We start from the raw sequence: 21,781 nt of genomic DNA on the forward strand, positions 1-21,781 counted from the left end.
GCTCAGCGATCAACGCATCAAGGGACTCAATCCACTCCGCGGTCTCTTCCGGATCACGATCAGGCAGCTGGGCAGTCAACCCGCTGAGGATGTGTGAGGTCTCTTCTCCTGCAGCCACGTCCAACCTCTCTTCATTGAATGTATGGGCGCTTGCTCTGTGGGGGCGCTCAAGGAATTTCGTATTGTGAGAATAAAATTCTGCAATTCGAGATTACGTCTGCCGATGGGCAGCGTCAACATGGATTGCGTATCCGAAACAGTCAACCGGTAAACCTGGCCGCAAACAACCAAATGTGACCCTGCATACAGTCGCAAGCCTTGACCGGAGGTGACGTGCGTCATAGAGTTCTTTCACTATTCAATAACTCGATTCCGCAATGTGGAATCAGTACGAAGTGGAGATCCACGATGCAGACGACTTCATCAGTCGGCGTCAACGAGACTCCGGAAGACGCGGAGACGGGTGTCCCTAACCACCCGGTCGTGGGAAACACGGATCTTTGCGCGATTGCTTCCGAAGCCGCAGGCCAAACCATCAGTCCCAGTCTTTACAACATCGACCTCGCACCCACCAAGGCCAAGGGCCGCAAGTGGACCAGCTACAGCATCTTTACCCTCTGGGCCAACGACGTCCACAGCTTGGGTAACTATGCCTTTGCCATCGGGCTGTTCTCCCTGGGCTTGGGTGGATGGCAAATCCTGGTAGCCCTGGGTATAGGTGCCGTGCTCCTGTTCGCCCTCCTGAACTTCTCCGGATTCATGGGCCAGAAGACCGGCGTCCCGTTCCCGGTCATGAGCCGTATCAGCTTCGGTATCCGGGGCGCCCAGATTGCCAGCCTCGTCCGTGGCGCCGTCGCAGTCGCCTGGTTCGGCATCCAGACCTACCTCGCGTCAGTGGTTCTCCGCGTCATGCTGGTGGCCATGGCTCCCGGCTTGAAGGATCTGGACAGCAACTCCATCCTGGGCCTTTCAACCCTGGGATGGTTCTCCTTCGTGGCCCTGTGGATTGTGCAGCTGGTGATCGTGAGCTTCGGCATGGAGATGATCCGTAAATACGAAGCTTTCGCCGGCCCCATCATCCTCATCACCATGGCCGCGATCGCCGTCTGGGTCTTCATCGAAGCCGGCGGCGTCATCCAGTGGTCCGGCATCAAGGGCCTTGAGGGCACCGAGATGTGGCTGACGATCTTCGCAGGCGGCGCGCTCTGGGTTTCCATCTACGGAACCTTCGTGCTGAACTTCTGCGACTTCACCCGGTCCTCCACGTCCAGGAAGTCGATCGTCAAGGGCAACTTCTGGGGCATCCCCATCAACATGCTCGTGTTCGGTGCGATCGTCGTCGTCATGGCGGGCGGCCAATACAAGATCAACGGAACGGTCATCCAGAGCCCGTCGGACATTGTCCAGAGCATCCCCAATACGCTCCTGTTGGTCCTGGCCTGCCTTGCCTTGCTGATCCTGACCATCGCAGTGAATCTGATGGCCAACTTCGTGGCTCCCGTCTATGCGTTGACCAACCTGTTCCCGCGGCACCTGAACTTCCGCAAGGCGGCCTGGGTGAGCGGCACCATCGGACTGATCATCCTGCCGTGGAACCTCTACAACAATCCGATCGTCATCGTGTACTTCCTCGGCGGCCTGGGTGCCCTGCTCGGCCCGTTGTTCGGAGTGGTCATGGCCGACTACTGGCTGGTCCGCCGCGGCAAGGTCAACGTCCCGGAGCTTTACACGGACGACCCCAAGGGCGCCTACTTCTACAAGCGCGGCGTCAACCCGAAGGCCATCATCGCCATGGTTCCGGCTGCTGCCCTTGCCATCGCCATCGCCTTCATCCCGGGACTGGCCGCCGCGGCACCGTTCGCGTGGTTCATTGGAGCCGGCGTCGCAGCGCTGACCTACTTCGTGGTGGCGGATAAGAAGCAGGTCCACCAAGACGTCTCCGGCGAGCCGATCGCCGTCGCCAGTACGCACTGAGCGCCGCCCCAAGATACGAAGGAATTCCCATGCGCATCCTTGTCGCAAATGTGAACACCACCCAGTCCATGACGGACTCCATCGCTGCCCAGGCCCGCGCCGCCGCAGCTCCCGGAACCGAGATCATTGGCATCACTCCGCGCTTCGGTGCCGATTCCTGCGAGGGAAACTTCGAAAGCTACCTCGCTGCGATCGCCGTCATGGACGCCGTGGTCAACTATCCGGAACCCTTCGACGCCGTCATCCAGGCAGGTTACGGCGAGCACGGCCGGGAGGGCCTGCAGGAACTCCTGGACGTGCCGGTAGTCGACATCACGGAAGCAGCCGCAAGCACCGCCATGTTCCTGGGCCACAAGTATTCAGTGGTCACCACCCTTGACCGTGCCGTGCCGTTGATTGAGGACCGCCTCAAGCTGGCCGGGCTGGAAGCGCGCTGCGCCTCGGTCCGGGCCAGCGGCATGGCGGTGCTGGAGCTTGAGGAGTACCCGGAGCGGGCCGTCGAGGCGATCGTGGGCCAGGCGGAGCAGGCAGTCCGGAACGACAAGGCCGAAGTCATTGTCCTGGGTTGCGGTGGCATGGCCGGACTTGATGAGCAGATCCGCCAGCGCACAGGGGTTCCGGTGGTGGATGGCGTGGCTGCTGCGGTGACCATTGCCGAGTCGTTGGTCCGCCTGGGCCTGTCCACGTCCAAGGTGCGAACCTACGCGACGCCGCGCCCCAAGACTGTCATAGGCTGGCCGATAACTCCCGCAAACCAGCCCGCCGCACGCTAAGGCCACTCCCCGAAAGGCAACCACATGACTGACTCCAGCCTGCCCCCGGACCCCAGGGTCGCCGTCGTTACCGGGGCCGGCTCGGGTATTGGGCGGGCGGTCGCCCGGCTCATGCTCGCCGACGGTTATCGCGTGGCGCTGGCGGGACGACGGGAGGCGCAGCTGCTGGAGACGGCGGATGGTCACCCGGACGCCCTGGCGGTTCCTTGCGACGTAACAGCGCCCGACGACGTCGCGCGTCTTTTCGCGGAGGTTCGCCAACGCTGGGGCCGGGTGGATGTGTTGTTCAATAACGCCGGCGTCTTTGGACCTGCCGGTGACGTTGGCGAGATCAGCGTTGATGAGTGGGAAGCAACTCTGCGGGTCAACGTGACCGGGTCCATGTTGTGTGCTGCCGAAGCCGTGCGGGCCATGAAAGCCCAAATGCCGCAGGGTGGCCGGATCATCAACAATGGCTCTATTTCGGCGCATTCGCCCAGGCCCAGGTCCGTTGCGTACACCGTCACCAAGCATGCCATGACGGGCCTGACCAAGAGCATCGAGCTTGATGGCCGTGCGTTCGGCATCACCTGTGGTCAGATCGACATCGGCAACACCCGCACGGAGATCATGGACACCATCGGCGTTGGCTCCGGCGCGATGCAGGCCGATGGCAGCCGCAAGGTGGAGCCGATGTTTCCTGTTGACGACGCTGCCCGGGCCGTCCTGCTCATGGCCAACATGCCGGCGTCGGCCAGTGTTGGTTCCCTGGTGGTGACGGCTGCCGGCATGCCGTTCGTGGGTCGCGGCTAGCGAGTCCCAAGCGCGGCCCGTGCCGCCACCACCCACTTTGCTTTCCGAATGCCCGCGACACGCCCTGGATAGGGGCGTGTCGCGGGCATTTCCGTGCCAAAGGAGGTGGTGAAGGCCCGCGCCGAGCAGCTCCGCACCAATTGTGACTTCCGCATCATGGAAAAGGAATTTCCCCTTGCGGAATGGTGTGAGCGGGATTACATTTGAAAAACCCCCTCAAAACGTGGGGCTGTTCCCAACTGATTGGTTCAGATCAATGAAGATCCCAGACCCCGCGGCGCTGAAGGCGAGTTCGGCCCCGCAGAAGAAAAAGCGGCTGTACCAGTCGCTCTTTTTTCAAATCCTGATCGCCGTCGTCGCAGGTGTGCTCATCGGTCATTTCTGGCCGAACATCGGGTCCGCACTCCGGCCACTGGGTGATGGATTCATTCAACTCATCAAAATGATCATCGCCCCGCTGATTTTCCTCGTGATCGTCACGGGCATCTCCGCAGTGGGCGACGTCAAGGCGGTCGGACGGGTCGGGGTCAAAGCACTCCTGTACTTCACCGGCGCCACGCTCTTCGCCCTGGTTTTCGGGCTCATCGTCGCAAATGTCGTCCAGCCTGGTGCTGGCCTTAACATCGACCCCGCTACCCTTTCCCAGGAAGCGCTCGACGCGAAGACCGGCCACGCGGTCCCCAAGGACGCGGCGGCCTTCATCCTGGATGTCATTCCGTCCAGCGTGATCGGCGCTTTCGCCAGCAACAGCCTGCTTCAGGTGCTCTTCTTCTCGGTCTTCTTCGGTGCCGCAATCGTGGTCATCGGCCGGGAACGTTGCCTGCCGGTCATCAGCCTCATGGAAACGGTCCTGGAGCTCATCTTCAAGATCATGTCCTGGATCATGCGGGTGGCTCCCATCGGTGCTTTCGGTGCCATGGCATTCATCATCGGCCAGTACGGTGTGGGCACGCTGGGCACCTACGCCCTGTTGATCGCTTCCTGTTACGGCGCGGCCATCATCTTCATCGGCCTGCTGTTCCTGGTGGCCTGGGGCTTCGCCCGCGTTCCGCTCTGGCAGTTCCTGAAATACACCCGTGAAGAGTTCCTGCTGGCACTGGGCACGGCTTCAACCGAGGCAGTCATGCCGCGCATCATGACCAAGCTGACCAACGCTGGCTGCTCCCGTGCAACAACAGGTCTTGTGGTTCCCACCGGCTACTCCTTCAACCTCGACGGTGCCGCGATCTACCTGTCCATCTCACTGTTGTTCCTGGCGCAGGCGTTCGGCCACAACCTGGACCTCGGCCAGCAACTGGCTGCCCTGGGCGTGCTCCTCCTGACTTCCAAGGGCATGGCCGGAGTCCCCGGTTCGTCCTTCCTGGCACTCTCTGCCACAGCAGCCGCGCTGGGGATCTTCCCGGTGGCCGGTGTTGCACTCCTCCTCGGCGCAGACCGCCTGATGGACTCCATGCGTGTTGTGGTCAATCTGCTCGGCAACTGCGTGGCAACGTTCGTGGTGGCCAAGTGGGAAGGCCAGTTCGACCGCAGCGTCATGGTCCGCGCTTTCAATGGCGAGATCACCAACGAGGACACGGCCATCATGCTCGGCAAGGAAGACGTTTACGCACAGCAGGAACTGGAGCGCATCAGCGGCGGCCAGAATCCCTCACCGAAGTTCCGCGGCGGACCAACCGCAGACGAGATACCGCAGTTCGAGATGAGCAAGCCCGGCCAACCTTCCAACCCGGTTTGCCCTGACTAAGGCCCACTAAGCCATCGGGTTTTTGTACAGCTAATGCCCCCAAGGCCACGTCTTGGGGGCATTAGCTGTACAAAACTTCCTTTAGAGGGGAAGCAGTTCCGAGAGGTCGGCGCGTAACCCGGAGGCCGTCACCTTGTGGGCAGAGACGGCGTCCGCCCAGTTGAGGCGGCCCGTCACCAGCCCAAGCCAGGTGTCGGCGTCGGTCTCTATGACGTTTGGGGGAGTGCCACGCGTGTGCCGCGGCCCCTCCACGCACTGCGTGACCCCGAACGGCGGAACACGGACTTCCACCGAATTGCCGGGGGCGCGGGCGGTGACTTCCTCCAGTGAGTAGCGCACCGCCGTCGCGATTAAAGCGCGCGACGGCGTGGTCCCGGCAGCGGCGGCAGGCTGACCGGCGGCTTCGGCGCTGGAGGGTTCGACGGCGGCTAGCCAGGCCGCCAGCGCGGCCTTGCCTTCGGAGATGTCAACGCGGCGTCGTGCAACGGCCATGGTTTCTTTCCTTCTTAATTACTGGTCGGGCCCAACTACTAGTCGAGCAAGGCGGAGACCGCATGGCCCAGCCGGATCCTGCCAACCTCGTGGCCGCCACCCAGGACAGGCTCCACTACGCGCTCCAGGACGCTGGACACGGCAGGGATATCCACTGCACCGCTCACGGCCAGGAGTGTCAGACCCACCAGGGAGGTGGCGCGGAGGTTGCCGTCGAGCATCTTGACTGCCACGGTGGCGCCGGTGGGCGTGGCCAGGACCAGGACGCCCTCAGCGCCGATCTTGGCCAGGACCTCCAGCTCTTCCATGACTACGGTGTTCGATTCGCCGCGGCCTTGGACCGCCCACGGGTAATCCAGCATGGACGTGGCGATGGTGGCCGCACGTGCGTTGGAGGATTTATCGCCGGGGGATTTGGCCAGGCTTGAGTAGGCCCGGGCAAGGCCAGTCAGCGAGAGCGCGGCGACGGGAGCACCGCAACCGTCGATGCCCAAATGGGAAATGGGTTCGCCGCTATATTCCTCGATCACGGAGCGCACGCGCTGCTGGAGAGGGTGGTTCGGTTCGAGGTAGCTGCGAAGGTCCCAGCCGTTTTCGGTGCAGGCCCACAGGAACGCAGCGTGCTTGCCAGAGCAGTTGAACGCGAGCTTGGATTGTCCGCGCTCCGAACGGACCAGCCAGTTCCGGGCAGTCTCGTCCTGGGGCCAGGCGGTGGGGCACTGGAGGTTTTCTTCCTTTACGCCCGCCGCTTTGAGCATCCCTTCCACCACATCCATGTGATCCAAGGACCCTGTGTGGCTTCCACAAGCCACCGCAACCTGGGCACCGCGCAGCGGAACGCCGGACTGCATGGAAGCCAAGGCCTGGAAGGGCTTGAGGGTGGAGCGGGCGAAGACGGGAGCGTCGATGTCGCCGAGCCGTGTGACTACTGAACCGTCGCCCGCGAGGACCACAGCCGCACCAACGTGGCGGGACTCGATAAAGCCACTGCGTTCGATCACTGCCAGTTCGACGGCGGACTCAACGTTGAACGTTTCATGCGAACTCATGGGCATGAAGCAAGTCTAGGCTCTGGCGGCGTGGTTCCCTGGTCAGGGTTGGTGCGCGCCGGGTCCGGTGAATGACACAGCTTAGGCCGAGCGCGCTGCACAAAGTACCCTTGAAGACTGTGAAGGTACTCGTCATTGGCCCAGGCGGCCGCGAACACGCCATTGTCCGCTCTCTGCTTGAAGACCCCAACGTCTCCGAGGTCCACGCGGCCCCGGGCAACGCGGGCATCAGCAAACTCGTTCCCACGCACGCGATCGACGGGAACAACCCGGAAGCCGTGTCCGCCCTTGCCACCAAGCTGGGCGTTGACCTGGTGGTTGTCGGCCCCGAGGCCCCGCTCGCCGCTGGTGTCTCCGATGCCGTCCGCGACGCCGGAATCCCGGTCTTTGGTCCCAGCAAGGAAGCCGCCCAGTTGGAGGCTTCCAAGGCATTCGCCAAGCAGATCATGGCCGAAGCCGGCGTCCCCACGGCAATGGCCCGCGTTGCTGAGAACGCCGAGGAAGCAGCCGACGCACTTGATGCCTTCGGTGCTCCCTACGTTGTCAAGGACGATGGCCTTGCTGCCGGCAAGGGCGTTGTAGTCACGAAGGACCGTGCTGAAGCCTTGGCTCACGCGCAGACCTGCTTCGACGCCGGCGGAACCGTTGTGATCGAGGAATTCCTTGACGGCCCCGAGGTTTCCCTGTTCGTCCTCTGCGACGGCCGCACCACGGTCCCGTTGTCCCCGGCGCAGGACTTCAAGCGCATCTTCGACAACGATGAAGGCCCCAACACCGGCGGCATGGGTGCCTACACCCCGCTTGAGTGGGCTCCCGAGGGACTGGTCCAGGAAGTCATCGACCGCGTGGCCCAGCCCACCGTGGACGAGATGGCCCGCCGCGGCACTCCTTTCGTCGGCGTGCTGTACTGCGGTTTGGCCCTCACCTCGCGTGGCACGCGCGTCATCGAGTTCAACGTCCGTTTCGGCGATCCCGAGACCCAGGCTGTCCTCGCCCGCCTCAAGACGCCGCTCGGTGCGCTGCTGCTGGCAGCTGCCAAGGGCGAACTGGACACCGCCGAAGAGCTGCGCTGGTCCAAGGACACCGCAGTCGCCGTCGTCGTTGCCGCCGAAAACTACCCCGACGCTCCCCGCACGGGCGACCGCATCCGAGGCCTGAAGAAGGTTGACGAGCTCGACGGCGTCCACGTGGTCCACGCCGGCACCAAGCTGGACGATGAGGGCAAGGTGGTCTCCGCAGGTGGCCGCGTCCTCGCCGTAGTGGCGCTCGGTTCGGATCTGGTTGAGGCCCGCGAAAAGGCGTACGACGGCGTGGAGCTGGTTCAGCTTGAAGGCTCGCAGTTCCGTACGGACATCGGAGGCAAGGCCGCCCGCGGCGAAATCCGGGTGCCGTACGCGGCTACCGGCACCATCCCGAAAGTGCAGGCCTAAGTCATGACTGAATCCCTTCCCTCGGGCGGTTTCGAGACCGAAACCCTGGACCTTCCGGGCTGGACCCACGTCTATTCCGGCAAAGTCCGCGACCTCTACGTTCCGGCTGACGAAGCCATCACGGAGAAGATCGGTCAGGATTGCGTCCTGGTTGTGGCCAGCGACCGCATCAGCGCCTACGATCACGTCCTCAGCAGCGAGATCCCGGACAAGGGTCGCGTCCTCACCCAGCTCAGCCTGTGGTGGTTCGAGCAGCTGGAGGTGGAGCACCACGTCCTGGCCTCCACAGTGGAAGGCGGCGTGCCTGCAGAAGTTGACGGCCGGGCCATGATCTGCAAGAAGCTGGAGATGTTCCCGGTGGAATGCATCGCCCGCGGCTACCTCACTGGCTCAGGCCTGGTGGAGTACAAGGAATCAGGCACCGTCTGCGAGATCCCGCTGCCTGAGGGCCTGGTTGATGGTTCCCGCTTGGACAAGGCGCTTTTCACCCCCTCTGCGAAGGCCGAGGTTGGCGAGCACGACGTCAACATCACCTACGACGACGTTGTAGCGATGGTGGGCGATGACATCGCTGCCCGCCTGAGCGAGCTCACGCTGAAGATCTACACCCGCGCCGAGGAGATCGCCCGCGAACGTGGCATCATCCTGGCGGACACCAAGGTGGAGTTCGGCATCGACGCTGCTACTGGCGTGATCACCCTTGGCGATGAGGTCCTTACCCCGGATTCCTCGCGGTTCTGGGATGCGTCCACCTACGCCCCGGGCCAGTCGCAGCCCTCGTACGACAAGCAGTATGTCCGTGACTGGCTGACCTCGGCAGAGTCGGGCTGGGACAAGTCCTCGGACACCCCGCCGCCGGCGCTTCCTGCCGACGTCGTGGAGCGCACCCGTGCCCGTTACGTCGAGGCGTACGAAAAGCTCACGGGCCGCACCTTCGCGTAGCCCCACCCAACTGGGTGACAGCACATGCACCACTGAGCGCTCAGTGGAACATTTGCTGTCACCCAGTTTGGTTTAATCAGGCTTCTGAATGCTCTTTCGCGGCGCGGCGCTCGGCCAAGCGAATCTCCAGCACGGCATCCATGGCCTGCTGGACACGGTCCGAGGCACCCGCAGCGCTGAAGTCGTGCTGGGCTTCTTCCAGGAACTTCAGTGCTTCTGAAGCTTCTCCTGCAGCCTTCAACGACTTGCCGAGCAGCAGCGACACCTCACCGGCTGTGTGCCGGGCCAGGACCTTGCGATCGGCGTGGATTTCGCGCAGCTTCTCGACGGCGGCGGGAATGTCGCCTGTCAGGTACAGCCAGCGGGCGCGGATGAAAGCGACTTCCAGCTGGTCTGTCTTGTTGCCGCCCACAATCGAGAGTGCGAGTTCGGCACGTTCGATGGCGGACAACGTTTCCGGTTCCACAATTCCCGAGGACAGCCGGACCGCTGCGGATGCCTTGTTGAAGCGGGCCCAAAGTTCGATGTCGTTGGCAGGGGAGAGCAGTTTGGCGGCGCGTTCGTGGTGCTTGATGCCCTCCACGTAGTCGTGGCGCATGAACGCTACGTTCCCAACAACCCAGGCAACCTCGCCGGCCAGCTGCGACATGGAGTGTTCGTCCATGTGCTCAATCATTGCCAGACAGTATTCCCACGCCTCGTCGAGCTTGCCGCTCTCCGCCAGGGCTCCAATGAGTGCGCGGTGCGCGCCGATGATGAGGGTGGATCCCTTGGGCAGTTGCTCGCTCAGCTTCACTGCCTGCTTGGCATGCTCGACGGCGGTGGCCAGCTGACCTTGTCCGTGGCACACAGCGGCAAGCATCTGCCACGCGCGAACTCCGAGGCCGGCTGACTCGGTGGCCATGGGGTGTTCCAACAGGTGTTCGACGATCTGCTGGCACTCCTTGAGCTGGCCTTGTTTCATCACGCATTCGGCCTGCATGTAGGTCATGTTCCACCAGGCGCTGTTGTTCTTGGCCTCAAGGGCAATCTGTGCGGCGGTGGCGGCGTGGCTGGCCGCGAGCTGGTAGTCGCGCAAGTCCCATGCCTGCCGGGCGTACAGACCTGCCAGGACGTACTCGGCGTCGCTCACCGAAACGGGCTGACTCCACGCTTCGAGGGCCTTCGGCGCGAGCTCGAGGCGGCGGGCGAGCTCTTCGATGACCTCTGCCGTGGGCTCACGACGACCGGTCTCCAGCAGCGAAATGTAGCTGGGCGAGTAGAGGTTCTTGCCGAGCTCCGCCTGCGTTAACCCGCGTTCGAGCCGTTCGGCACGTAGTTTCTCGCCGAATCCGTTTCCCACGGGTCCCTCCTACAGGTGTCTTTTGACCAAAACCTTGACAGTCTCTGTGGAAAACATTTTACAATGTATGTCAACAGGGACCGCGCAATTTCCGTAACGAATCCGAATCGCATTGGGGTACAACATGTTCAAGAAAATCGCCGCGTCAGTGGCCTTGGTAGGCGCACTGACCTTGTCGGTTGCGGCTCCCGCAGTCGTCTCTGCCGCTTCGGCAGCAGACTCCTCCACCGTAAGCGCCATTGGCAACTGGCCGGATCCGATGCGCGTTGCGGCTCCGACCAAGTCCACGGACACCACCTACACGCCGATGTCCATTGGCAACTGGCCGGATCCAATGTAAATCAACAGTAGTTAGTAAAACCCCGGGGCGTGACGAGCGATGCCCCGGGGTTTTTCTTTTGCCCTTTTGTAGGTGTAATGCCGATACCCACATTCATTTAGACAACGATCCACGCTTGGCGGCACCCGAAGCCACACCGGCCGCGATGATGATGCACAACACCACCGCGGCTACGGCTATCAAGGCCAAAGTTGGTGGTTCGACTGCCGGAAACAGAGGGATGGCCGCCGCGCCGGCAGCTGAGCAGATGCCTGCCGTGATCACACACGGACCGGCTGCCTTATGGCCTGCTTTCCACGCTTCTTGAGAGACCATGGTTGCGGGGAGCCGGATGCCGACCAGGGAGTTCATGGGGAGCTTTCCCACGATGCTGATCGCACCCAGAACGATGAGGAGCAATCCCAAGCCGCCCAGGATAACGATTAGCTGGATCACTTCTGCCGGCATTTGCTGGGCCCGCCCTATTCCGAGATGTGGATGAGTGCCAGGAACCTGCTCCGGCCATAGAAATCGTACTTAAGGCGGACAGCGGCGCCAACAGGTGGGAGGGGGCCTGTGGATAACTTTCCCGTGATCGGATGGACCACTTGGCTTCCACCCTGCTGTGGCACCAGTCGACGCTCACCTGACGCTTTGCGAAATTGTGCTGTCAAAGTTCATGTTGTCTTCGTGTTCCCGGCCTGTAGCCTCCCCGGGACCCAGATAGCAGCAATGAGGGATCCCAGCAGTAGGACGACGATACCGACGACGAACGTTGTGTGCATGGCATCGACAAAGGCTGTCTGAGCCTGGATGAGTGCTTTTTGAAATGCTTCCGCGTCGCCCGCAAAAGACCCGCTGGCCTGCTCTAAAACGAACATGGTTGCACCGAGGGAGTCCTCTCCCTTGGCCTGCAGCTCTGGAGGGAGAAAAGCTAGCGCCGCCCCGAGCTGACTTTTATAGGCCGTGGAGAGGACGGAGCCCAGGGCTGCCACCCCGAGGGCTGCCCCCAACTGTCTAAGCGTGTTGTTCACGGCGCTCCCTACCCCAGCCTTTTCCGCGTCTACCGCTGACATGACCAGGGTGGTCGTGGATCCCATAACGCTGCCCATGCCCAGTCCGGCTACAAAGAGCCCAGACTCAAGCAGGAAAATTGAGGTGTGTGCATCCATCAGAAGGAATGCCGCCAACGCTGCGGCGAGTGCAAGCAATCCGAAGGTGATTGTCAGCTTGAACCCCATGAACCGAACCAGGGCTGCACTCCCCAACGCCGATGCAACCGACCCCGCGGCTACCGGAAGAAGCAAGAGCCCAAGTTCCAGTGGGGTTTTACCTAAAACGAGTTGGACGAAGAACACGAGAAGGAAGGTTCCTCCTGTTAGAGCAAAGAACGCCAGTGAGATAGCAAGTGTTCCTGCCGAGAAGGCCGCGCGTCGAAAGAGTGCTACATCCAAGGCCGGTGCTTTGGTTTTGCGTTCCACGGCTACCAGGACCGGGATCAACGCCAGTCCAAGAGCGATGAAGCCTCCGGAGTTCACCTCCACCCATTTTCCGCTTGAACCGGCTTCGATAACGCCGTAAACCAGAGCGGTAGTGGCGGCGGCTGCGAGAACCAGGCCGGGGATGTCCAAGGCCCGCTTCGTCGGTCCCTTGGATTCGGGGGCCACGACATACAGCAGAACGAGGCAGGCGGCCGCTATGGGAAGGTTGATCAGAAACACCGATCCCCACCAGAAAGAGGTCAGCAGCAGACCCCCGAGTATCGGGCCGAAAGCAACAGAGAGTCCCCCTAACGCGGCCCAAATGCCCAGAGCCTTGGCTTGGTCCTCTTCAGTAATGCCGTCCTTGATGATTGCCAGGGTCGCGGGTGGGACCACTGCCCCTCCCAGTCCCATAACGGCTCGCCAGAAGATCAGCTGTTCCGGTGTCGCCGCCCACGCGGAGAACGCCGAGGCGACGGCAAAGATTAACAGGCCGATGGCCAACAGTCGACGACGTCCGAAGCGATCCGCCAGGACGCCAGCGGTGAACATCATTGCGGCGTAAACCAGTATGTAGGAGTCGACGGCCCATTGAAGCTGCGCTGTCGAGGCCGATAGATCGAGCTGAATGTCACGAAGGGCCACATTCAGGATCGTGTTGTCCATCATGACCATGAGAAAACACGCGCCCATCGCGAGCAGCAGTAAGCCTGTTGGCCGCTTGGTGGAGCTTCTCTGGGTTATGCCAACGGCGAATGCCACGTTACCAACTCCTGGATTTTTAGCATGTAAGGCTTCTTATTCATATAAGTTGCCTTACATACTAAACACTGGAGTACCGGAGGCGTCAAGTTCTAATTGTCACCTGTGGACAAGCAGCAGCGACCGGCAAGCCGTTGGTTGAAACCACCCCTACACGGTTTCGGTATCGCCTATCCTGCGCAGCAGCGCTTTGAACAATTCGATCTCAGCTTGCGAGAAGGAGCCGGTGATGCGCCGCTCGATAATCCGGACGGCGTCATCTGCGGCTTGCATGAGTTTGAAGCCTTGCTTGGTCAGCGTGAGGGTCATTACGCGCGAGTGAATCTCGGCTGGCTGCCTGGTTACCAGCGCCCGCTCTTCAAACTTACTGACGATTGTGCCCATCGACTGTGGGGTTACGTTCACTAGCCGGGCAAGTTTGGCGCTTGATATACCCTGATTGCATCCCAGCATAGCCAGGGATGCATATTGCGTGGGCGTGAGTTCAAAGTCCTGCAGTGCTTCGTTTACGCTTTCGATAATCAAGCTGTTGGCGCGGTTCACAAGGGTTGTCAGTCTGCCATTGATCTCGGCTTGGAGGTTTGACTTGATAGCGTCGGGCACGGAGCATCTCCTTCGGAACCGGTGATCCCAGAGTAGGCCATTGTCGGGTCAACGGCTGATTCTCGTCTTGTGTTTGCACGGCCTGGTTCGGGTGTTGAATCCGCGTCCCTTAAAACAAAAATGGCGCCGATTTCTCGACGCCATTTTCGTTGTTGGTCGGGATGACAGGATTTGAACCTGCGACCTCTTCGTCCCGAACGAAGCGCGCTACCAAGCTGCGCTACATCCCGATCCGCTGCGAAAGCAACTGTTCAAGAATAGCCGAAACGTCCCGTGATGCGAAATCGAGAACCCGGTGTCCCTCATCACACCAGCGAATCCCGCCAGGCCCCGTGCAGCTGGGCAAACCGTCCACCGCCGCTGATCAACTCTGCCGGCGTCCCGTCCTCCACGATGCGTCCGTCGTGGACCACCAGCACCCTGTCGGCCGTCTCCACCGTGGAGAGCCGGTGGGCGATGATGATGGCTGTGCGGGCATCGTTCCCGCCGGCGACACCCTCCAGGAGATGGGCCAGTCCTTGCTGAACCATGCGTTCGGAAGGGATGTCCAGGGAGGACGTCGCTTCATCCAGAATCAAAACGGCAGGTGCGGCAAGGAATGCCCGCGCGAAGCCGATGAGCTGCCGCTGCCCGGAGGACACCCGGCCACCGCGCTTGTTGACGTCCGTGTCGTAGCCCTCGGGCAGGCTCGTGATGAAGTCGTGCGCACCAACCGCTGCGGCAGCAGCTTCAATTTCAGCGCGGCTGGCTTCCGGTCGACCCAGTGCGATGTTGTCAGCAACCGACCCGCTGAAAAGGAAGGCCTCCTGGGTCACCATCACCACGGCACGCCGAAGGTCGGTGGTGGCCAAATCCCGCAAATCCACCCCATCAAGCGTGATGGAACCGGAGGTCACGTCGTAGAAACGGGCCACCAGCTTGGCCAGCGTGGACTTGCCGGCACCCGTCTGTCCCACCAGGGCAACTGTCTGCCCGGCAGGGATGTGCAAGTCCAGGGTGGGAACAACCAACTGGCCGTCGCTGTAGCCGAACTCCACGTTCTTGAAGTCGATCTCGCCCCGTGAGCTCTTCAGTGGAACCGGGTTCTTGGGCGGACGGACCGTCGGAACTTCTTCGAGGAGCCCGGACACCTTCTCCAGCGCAGCCTGGGCGCTCTGGAACGAGTTGTAGAACATGGCCATCTGGTCCACCGGCTGGAAGAAGCGCTTGGTGGACAGGATGAGTGCCAACAGGACACCCACGGCCAGGTCGCCGCCGAGCACCCGGAAGCCGCCAAACAGCAGGACCACGGCCACACAGACGTTGCCGATCAGCACCAGGCCGGGCTGGAAAATACCGTTCAGGTTGATCGAGCGGACTGTGTTCTTGCGGTAGTCCTCAGCCAGCTCGCCGTACCTGTCAGCGTTCTCGCGTTCCTTGCGGAAAGCCTTCACGGCGCGGATACCGGTCATGGTTTCCACGAAGTGGACGATCAGCCGTGCGGACACCACGCGGGACTCACGGAACGCGATTTGTGAATGCTTCTGGTACCAGCGCGCCAGGAAGAACATCGGCACGCCGGCGGCCAGCATGATCAGGCCGCTGCGCCAATCCAACGCAAACACCGTAAACGCTGTGAACAGCATGAACAGCATGCCGGACGCGAGCGAGCTTACGCCGGAATCCAGGAGCTCGCGCAAAGCCTCGAGGTCAGAAGTTTGCCGCGCGATGATCCGGCCCGAGGTGTACCTTTCGTGGAATTCCAAGCTCAAACGCTGCGTGTGCCGGAAAACGCGGAGACGCAGGTCCAGAAGCATTGCCTGGCTCAGCCGGGCAGTGGACGTCACGTACAGCGCAGTCATTCCCGCAGTAGCTATCGCGGCCGCCAGATACAGGGAACCAGCCAACACCAAGGGCCCGTTGTTCCCAGCCTGAAGTGCCGGCAAGGCGTTGTCGATCCCAAAGGCAATCAGAGCCGGCCCGGCAACGCGGGTGAGTTGCGAGACCACCACCATCGCGATAGTCAGCCAGAAACGCAAGCGAACCGGGCGGATCAGCGAGGCAAGCAAGGCGAGCGACCGGCGTCGTACGGCTTTGCTGTCTGCTTTGCTGAGGAGTGTGTTGTCCTCGTTGGCGGTACCAAAAGTTGTGGCGCTCACCGGCGGGCCTCCTCAGCTTCTTCAAGTTCGTCCAGTTCCGTATCCAGGTCCTTCGGACCGGCGTCCAGGCTGGCGATGACGTAACGGTAGTGGTCGTTTTCGGCCAGCAGTTCCGTATGGGTTCCGACGGCGGTGATGGTCCCGTTTTCCAGCAACGCCACCCGGTCCGCCAAAGCCACTGTGGAGGGACGGTGCGCGACGATCAAGGTAGTTGTTTCACGCAGGACCTCCCGCAGGCGGGCCTCCACGCGTTCCTCGGTGTTCACGTCCAAAGCGGAGAGGGGATCATCCAGGACCAGGACTTTCGGTTTGGCGGCGATTGCGCGGGCCAACGCGATGCGTTGCCTCTGGCCACCGGACAGGCTCAGCCCTTCCTCGCCGATCAGGGTGTCCACGCCGTCGGGCAAAGAGTAGGCAAACTGCGCTTGGGCCACGTCCAGCGCCTCATCCAAGGCGGCGTCGTTGGGCTCCGGGGCGCCCAGGAGGACGTTGTCCCGCACTGAGCTGGAGAACAAGGTGGTGTCCTCGAACGCGACTGCAACCACCCTGCGGAGTTCGTCGATGTCGTAGTCGCGGACGTCCACGCCGTCGATGGTCACTGCCCCGGAAGTGACGTCGTACAGGCGGGGGACCAGCTGAAGCAGGGCACTCTTGCCGCTGCCGGTGATGCCCACCAGGGCCATGGTTTCGCCGGGACGGATGTCCAGGGTGACATCGTGCAGGAGGGTGCCGCCGTCGTCGAATCCGAAACCCGCGTGTTCAAAGCGCAAGGCGCCTTTCACGGTTTCCGGCACCACCGCCTGGTCCGGTGAGGTGATGGTGTTTTCGGTGTCCATGACTTCGAAGTGGCGATCCAGTGCAGTCTTGGCTGTGAGGGCCATGGCCATGAGCATGCCCGAGAATTCAACGGGCGTAGCAACCACGGCAGCGGTTGCGAAAAAGGCCACCAAGGCTCCGATGCTCAGTTGTCCGCTCGCGGCCAGCATGATGCCAACCACCAGTCCAACGCCCAACGCGAGCTCCGGCAGAAGGGTGACCACCAGCGTGAAACCGGCCTGCTGCTTTGCCTTGGCGATCTCGGTCTGGCGCAGCTCCTCGGCTTGGCCGTTGAAATTCTCCAGCGCCTCGCGGCTCCGGCCGAAAGCCTTCAGGACGCGGATGCCGTGGACGGACTCCTCCACGGTGGTAGCGAGGTCGCCTGCCTGGTCCTGGCTAAGTCTGGTAACAAGGCTGAAACGCCGACGGAACCGGAAGGAGTTGATCATGATCGGTACTGCGGCGGCAAGGAAAATGAGCGCCAGCTGCCAGCTCATGGAGAACATCACTCCGACGCCGATAATCACCGTCAATGTGGTGACCACCAGCATGATCGCGCCAAACGCCATCCAACGGCGGAGGAAGCTCAAGTCCGTCATGGCGCGGGAGAGCAATTGGCCCGAACCCCAGCGATCGTGGAACGCGACAGTCAGCTCCTGCAAGTGCCCGTAAAGGGTCACGCGCATCCGGGTCTCCACGGTGGTGGCCGGGTTGATGACGAACTGGCGGCGCAAGGCCACCAGTCCGGCTTCGGCGATACCCAGCGCAAGAATCACGACGGCGGCAATCCAGACGGCGTCCGTGGAACCGCCGGGCTGCAACGAGTTGTTGACCAGTACCCGCAGGACCTGCGGGATGGTGAGCGCAACAATGCTGGCGAGCAATGCGCAGATCAGGCCCATGAACAGGCGGGGGAGGATGGGCCGCACATGGGGGTACAGGCGGCCGACGGAGGTAAAAAATGACGTTTGCTTGGACATGCCCGCTTCTCAACAGCTGGATCTTCAGATGGTGCGGAGGTAGTTTCCCGTAGCAACTACCCTATGCCATGGCGTGATTCGTTTCACAGGACCGCGCAGTCCTGGTGAAATGTTGCCCAGTTATTGGGATTCGTAATGCAAGCCGCGATTCAGTTGCGTGGCGTGAGAGTCAGCAGCACAGCTTCCGGGCGGCAGGCGATGCGGACCGGGGCGAAGCGGGAGGTGCCGATGCCGCCCGAGACGTTCACCGGCGTCGTGAATCCATCGCTTTCCCAATCATGGAGGCCCTTGGCGCGCCACGTGGGAAGGTCGCAATTGGAGACCAAGGCGCCGTAGCCGGGGATGCAGATCTGGCCGCCGTGGGTGTGACCGGCGATGATCAGGTCTGCGCCCGCCTCGGTGAAGTGGTCCAGCACGCGCTGGTAGGGAGCGTGGATCACAGCGACCTTCAAGTGCGGCCGGGCGTCCTGATTCACGGTGCCGCGAGGCCAACCGGCGTACCGTTCGCGTCCCAGGTGTGGATCGTCGACGCCCGAGAAATCGAACCGCAGGCCGTTAAGCACCACAGACTGGGCGCGGTTGGTGAGGTCGATCCAGCCACTCATGCCGAAGGCTGAGCGGAGCTTGGGCCAATCGAGCTGCAACGGCTCGGTTTTGGGTTTCGAAGGACCACGGAAGTAGCCCGCCGGGTTCTTGATACGCGGCGCGTAGTAGTCGTTTGAGCCTGGAACGAAGACGCCCGGGAACTCCATAAGGGGCCTCAACGCCTGGATGAGGGGGTCGATGGCCTTGGCGTGGCTCAGGTTGTCGCCCGTGTTGACCACGAGGTCGGGCTTGAAATCAGCGAGGGACTCCAGCCACTGCGTCTTCTTGACCTGCCCGGGGACGAAGTGAATGTCACTCAGGTGCAGAACGCGAATCGGCGCAGAACCCTCGGGGAGGATCGGCAACGTTTCATGGCGGACCTCGAACTGGTCCTTCTCCCACCATCCGTAGGCGGCTGCTGCTGTGCCTGTTGCTGCGCCGACGGCAGCAGTGACGGCAAAACCGCGCCCGAAGGAACGGACGCGGTTTGCCAGCGAATCACGGAATGTCACTCTTTAGTCCTTGCCAGGGGTGTCGCCGCTGTTTCCGTTTCCGTTGCCGTTGTTGCCGGTTCCGGTGGACGGCGTCTGCTTGGGCGTTGTAGACGGCGTGGTGTTCGACGGCGTGTTGTTGCGTTGCGGGGCAGGCGCACCCGTCAGGTTGGACGGCGGCTGCTGGAACGGGTTGGTCCCGTAGGCCGGAGCGACTGCCAACATGTAGTTCGTGAACTGCGGGCCGGCGATCATGTAACCATCGATCGAGGGGTAGAACTTACCGTTGACGGTGAGGTTGCGTCCGTAGCGAGACTGATTACCCAAAGGATCACCGAACCAGGAAGCAGTTGCAAGACCGGTGGTGTAGCCAACAACCCAGGTGGAGCCGTTTGAGTCGTTCGTGCCTGTTTTGGCAGCTACCGGGAAGTTGTTTTTTGTAGAAAGTGATGGCCTGATCAGCGAACCGGAACCTGAATTCAGCACTTCCTGCATCGCATAGGCCACACCCCGTGCCACCTCGGGCTTCACGGCGTCCTTGCAGCTGGAGGACTGCGCGGGCAGGTCAGCGCCCGACTGGTCCTTCACCGAGGTGATGGCGATGGGTGCACAGTACTTTCCATCGGCTGCGAACGTCGCGAAGGCGGTAGCCATGGTCAAAGGAGCTGTCTGGGTTGAACCGATCAGGTTGGCCAGAGTTGTCATGGGGACCTTGGGATTGGGGTCCGTGATTTTGCCGGTGTTGTCGCGGGCAGGGAGGCCGCCATGAATGCCCGTGGCGTCAACGATACCTTGGATTCCACACAGATCAACTTGGGCCGCTGAGGCAAAGGTGGCCGTGTTAATCGAGTTTTTGAGGCCGTACAGGACGGTCATGTTCCTGTAATAGCCCTCGTCTGAGTTCTGTAGGTCGAAGGTCCCGTTAGCCGAGTCGTACCAGCCCACGGTTGGCGCGGGGCAAGTGTTCTTCCAGGGAAAGTTCTGCGGATACTTGCGAACTGCAGCGTTGATGGTCGTTTCCATCGACTTCCCCTCATTCAGCCACTGGGCGAACGTAAAGGGCTTCATCGTCGAACCAGGCTGGAAACCACCGATGCCGTTGAGGTCATTGCCGTTGGCATCGAGCACATCGACGTTGAAGTTCTGGGTCTGATCGAACTTGCCCTCTTGAGGCAGCCAGACCGTGTTCTGGGCCATGCTGACGATCTGGCCCGTGCCCGGCTGGACAGAGACGATCGACGCACCCCACTTGTCCGGGTTGGCACCGGCCGTGGCGTCAACCTGCTGCTGTGCGACGTTCTGGGCCGTCGGGTCAAGGGTGGTCTGAATGGTGAGGCCGCCGCGCATAACGCGCTTTTCCCGGTCCTCTTGCGTGTCACCGTAGGCCGGGTTGTTCAGCAGGAGGTGGAGAACGTAGTCACAGAAGTACGGAGCCATGGTGGCGTAGGCACAACCCTGGCGGGCCGGGGTCACCTTCGTTGTAACAGGCGTGGCGACAGCTTCGTCGTACTGGGCCTGCGTGATCTTCTTCTGGGCAAGCATGGCGTTCAAGACCAAGTCACGCCGTACTTTCGAGTTATCCGGGTTGGTGATCGGATCGAAAGCGGACGGGCTGTTGACCAGGCCGGCAAGCAAGGCTGCCTGGGGAAGCGTGAGGTCCTTGGCGGTGGTGCTGAAGAAGAACTTCGATGCGGCTTCAATGCCGTAGGCGTCGCGGTTGAAGAAGACGATGTTGAGGTAGCCCTCAAGTATCTGCTCTTTGGAGAATTTCTTCTCCAGGGCGATCGCGAGCTTCATTTCGCGGAGCTTGTCGCCCACGCCCTTGTTAACACCGTTGAGGAGGACGTCGTCGCCCTTACCGGATGCCACCAGTGACTCGTTGATGACGTTGTTAACGTACTGCTGGGTGATGGTGGAAGCGCCCTGCTTGTTGCCGCGGGCGGTGCTCACCAGTGCTCGCATGATGCCGGTGGTGTCGATTCCGCCGTGCTCATAAAAACGGCTGTCCTCGATAGCGATGACAGCGTCCTTGATGAACGGGCTCATGGAATCCAGCGGAACCTTTGTCCGGTTCTCCGCATAGATCGAGGCGATCGGCGAACCGTCCTTCGCCAGGATCGTGGTGTTCTGGCTGGGCGGATCCACCTGAAGCTCCGCCGGCAGAGTGTCAAAGAACTGTATGGAACCACTTGCGGCACTGCCCGAGACGGCAGCGGCGGGGACCAGAAGTCCCGCCACCAGGACGCCACAGATCGCACTCACGCCAAGGAAACCTAAAATCTTTCCGAGGGTGGTGGCAGTATCGAATATGGGGTTCTTGCGAGTCACCATGTTTTCCAGTTTACCGGCAAGGGCTAGGCTTTCTGTCATGACCAAATGGGAGTACGCCACGATTCCGCTCATTATTCACGCCACCAAGCAGATCCTGGACCAGTGGGGCGAGGACGGCTGGGAGCTTGTCCAGGTTGTCGGTGGCCCCGATGGCAAAGGCCTTGTCGCATACCTCAAGAGGGAGAAGCAGTAACCATGACCACCCCCGCAGAAACCACCTCTCCCGCGGAATCCGGCGCCCCGACGTCGGCCGTTGAGCAGCGTCTCGCTGAACTCGGACTGACCCTCCCCGAGGTCGCCGCTCCCGTCGCTGCCTACGTCCCCGCAGTCGTGTCCGGCAACTACGTTTACACGTCCGGACAACTGCCCTTTATTAACGGGAAACTCGAAGCTACGGGCAAGGTCTCGTTGGGCGAGTTGGGTGCCTCGGACGAGCCAACCGTTGATCCCGAGGACGCCAAGCGCTACGCCGCCGTCTGCGCCATCAACGCCCTGGCTGCCGTCAAGAGCGTCATCGGCGATCTCGACCGCGTTACCCGCATCGTCAAGGTAGTTGGATTCGTATCTTCCGAGCCGACTTTCACCGGCCAGCCCGGCGTCATCAACGGTGCGTCCGAACTTCTCGGCCAGGTGTTTGGCGACGCCGGCGTCCACGCACGTTCCGCCGTCGGCGTTTCTGTCCTGCCCCTCGACTCTCCCGTAGAAGTCGAGCTCATCGCTGAATTCAGCTAAGGAAC

The 21,781-nt window shown here is 61.8% G+C and carries 19 protein-coding genes and 1 tRNA gene; 9 read left to right on the forward strand and 11 right to left on the reverse strand.

The genetic code is table 11. From position 1 onward, the window contains the following. The first annotated feature begins 408 nt into the window (after positions 1 to 408). From PJL15_RS18030 to PJL15_RS18045, 4 genes are all read left to right on the forward strand, one after another. Entirely contained in the window at positions 409 to 1,974 is a 1,566-nt protein-coding gene (locus tag PJL15_RS18030; protein ID WP_281452511.1) for an NCS1 family nucleobase:cation symporter-1, read from the forward strand. Between the two features lie 29 nt (positions 1,975 to 2,003). After that, positions 2,004 to 2,747 (forward strand): aspartate/glutamate racemase family protein, encoded by a 744-nt coding sequence (locus PJL15_RS18035; protein WP_281452512.1) that lies wholly within the window; start codon positions 2,004 to 2,006, stop codon positions 2,745 to 2,747. 24 nt (positions 2,748 to 2,771) lie between these two features. Beyond that, a complete protein-coding gene (locus PJL15_RS18040; protein ID WP_281452513.1) occupies positions 2,772 to 3,539 on the forward strand; it encodes an SDR family oxidoreductase in 768 nt (255 codons plus the stop codon). Positions 3,540 to 3,795: 256 nt separating this feature from the next. Next, positions 3,796 to 5,283, forward strand: coding sequence for a cation:dicarboxylate symporter family transporter (locus tag PJL15_RS18045; protein WP_281452514.1), 1,488 nt, complete (start codon positions 3,796 to 3,798; stop codon positions 5,281 to 5,283). An 81-nt stretch (positions 5,284 to 5,364) separates the two neighbouring features. Here the strand turns inward: PJL15_RS18045 and PJL15_RS18050 are convergent, their stop codons facing one another. Both PJL15_RS18050 and PJL15_RS18055 read right to left on the reverse strand, forming a co-directional pair. After that, positions 5,365 to 5,775 carry a sterol carrier family protein gene (locus PJL15_RS18050; protein ID WP_281452515.1) on the reverse strand — a complete coding sequence of 137 codons (411 nt, stop codon included), beginning with the start codon at positions 5,773 to 5,775 and terminating at the stop codon, positions 5,365 to 5,367. Positions 5,776 to 5,813: 38 nt separating this feature from the next. After that, positions 5,814 to 6,830 (reverse strand): asparaginase, encoded by a 1,017-nt coding sequence (locus PJL15_RS18055; protein WP_281452516.1) that lies wholly within the window; start codon positions 6,828 to 6,830, stop codon positions 5,814 to 5,816. A 113-nt stretch (positions 6,831 to 6,943) separates the two neighbouring features. On the opposite strand from PJL15_RS18055, the gene purD reads away from it, so the two are divergent. Both purD and PJL15_RS18065 read left to right on the forward strand, forming a co-directional pair. Beyond that, positions 6,944 to 8,254, forward strand: a complete 1,311-nt coding sequence (purD, locus tag PJL15_RS18060; RefSeq protein WP_281452561.1) for a phosphoribosylamine--glycine ligase — start codon at positions 6,944 to 6,946, stop codon at positions 8,252 to 8,254. 3 nt (positions 8,255 to 8,257) lie between these two features. After that, entirely contained in the window at positions 8,258 to 9,196 is a 939-nt protein-coding gene (locus tag PJL15_RS18065) for a phosphoribosylaminoimidazolesuccinocarboxamide synthase (RefSeq protein ID WP_281452517.1), read from the forward strand. 76 nt (positions 9,197 to 9,272) lie between these two features. On the opposite strand, the gene PJL15_RS18070 is transcribed toward PJL15_RS18065, so the two are convergent. Next, on the reverse strand, positions 9,273 to 10,538 hold the full coding sequence (locus tag PJL15_RS18070) for a helix-turn-helix domain-containing protein (RefSeq protein ID WP_281452518.1): 1,266 nt from the start codon (positions 10,536 to 10,538) through the stop codon (positions 9,273 to 9,275). Positions 10,539 to 10,662: 124 nt separating this feature from the next. On the opposite strand from PJL15_RS18070, the gene PJL15_RS18075 reads away from it, so the two are divergent. Continuing rightward, positions 10,663 to 10,878, forward strand: coding sequence for a hypothetical protein (locus PJL15_RS18075; RefSeq protein ID WP_281452519.1), 216 nt, complete (start codon positions 10,663 to 10,665; stop codon positions 10,876 to 10,878). A gap of 93 nt (positions 10,879 to 10,971) precedes the next feature. Here PJL15_RS18075 and PJL15_RS18080 read toward each other — a convergent pair whose 3' ends face one another. The 8 genes from PJL15_RS18080 to PJL15_RS18115 all read right to left on the reverse strand — a co-directional run bounded on the left by PJL15_RS18080 (position 10,972) and on the right by PJL15_RS18115 (position 21,044). Further along, positions 10,972 to 11,325 carry an SdpI family protein gene (locus PJL15_RS18080; protein WP_281452520.1) on the reverse strand — a complete coding sequence of 118 codons (354 nt, stop codon included), beginning with the start codon at positions 11,323 to 11,325 and terminating at the stop codon, positions 10,972 to 10,974. A 209-nt stretch (positions 11,326 to 11,534) separates the two neighbouring features. Further along, a complete protein-coding gene (locus PJL15_RS18085) occupies positions 11,535 to 13,100 on the reverse strand; it encodes an MFS transporter (RefSeq protein ID WP_281452521.1) in 1,566 nt (521 codons plus the stop codon). Positions 13,101 to 13,250: 150 nt separating this feature from the next. Then, on the reverse strand, positions 13,251 to 13,703 hold the full coding sequence (locus PJL15_RS18090; RefSeq protein ID WP_281452522.1) for a MarR family winged helix-turn-helix transcriptional regulator: 453 nt from the start codon (positions 13,701 to 13,703) through the stop codon (positions 13,251 to 13,253). Positions 13,704 to 13,856: 153 nt separating this feature from the next. Further along, a tRNA-Pro gene (locus PJL15_RS18095) sits at positions 13,857 to 13,933 on the reverse strand. Between the two features lie 75 nt (positions 13,934 to 14,008). After that, positions 14,009 to 15,841, reverse strand: a complete 1,833-nt coding sequence (locus PJL15_RS18100; RefSeq protein ID WP_281452523.1) for an ABC transporter ATP-binding protein — start codon at positions 15,839 to 15,841, stop codon at positions 14,009 to 14,011. After that, a complete protein-coding gene (locus PJL15_RS18105) occupies positions 15,838 to 17,637 on the reverse strand; it encodes an ABC transporter ATP-binding protein (protein WP_281452524.1) in 1,800 nt (599 codons plus the stop codon). The genes PJL15_RS18100 and PJL15_RS18105 overlap by 4 nt, the downstream gene beginning before the upstream one ends. Positions 17,638 to 17,786: 149 nt before the next feature. Then, entirely contained in the window at positions 17,787 to 18,734 is a 948-nt protein-coding gene (locus tag PJL15_RS18110; RefSeq protein ID WP_281452525.1) for a metallophosphoesterase, read from the reverse strand. Positions 18,735 to 18,737: 3 nt separating this feature from the next. After that, positions 18,738 to 21,044 (reverse strand): transglycosylase domain-containing protein, encoded by a 2,307-nt coding sequence (locus PJL15_RS18115; protein WP_281452526.1) that lies wholly within the window; start codon positions 21,042 to 21,044, stop codon positions 18,738 to 18,740. Positions 21,045 to 21,081: 37 nt separating this feature from the next. Here PJL15_RS18115 and PJL15_RS18120 point away from each other — a divergent pair, with 37 nt between their 5' ends. Next, positions 21,082 to 21,237, forward strand: coding sequence for a DUF4177 domain-containing protein (locus tag PJL15_RS18120; RefSeq protein ID WP_011775990.1), 156 nt, complete (start codon positions 21,082 to 21,084; stop codon positions 21,235 to 21,237). 2 nt (positions 21,238 to 21,239) lie between these two features. Further along, on the forward strand, positions 21,240 to 21,776 hold the full coding sequence (locus tag PJL15_RS18125; protein WP_281452527.1) for a RidA family protein: 537 nt from the start codon (positions 21,240 to 21,242) through the stop codon (positions 21,774 to 21,776). Positions 21,777 to 21,781: the final 5 nt, after the last annotated feature.

Origin of the sequence: Paenarthrobacter nitroguajacolicus, from assembly GCF_029952445.1 — a bacterium.
Taxonomy (GTDB): domain Bacteria; phylum Actinomycetota; class Actinomycetes; order Actinomycetales; family Micrococcaceae; genus Arthrobacter; species Arthrobacter nitroguajacolicus_B.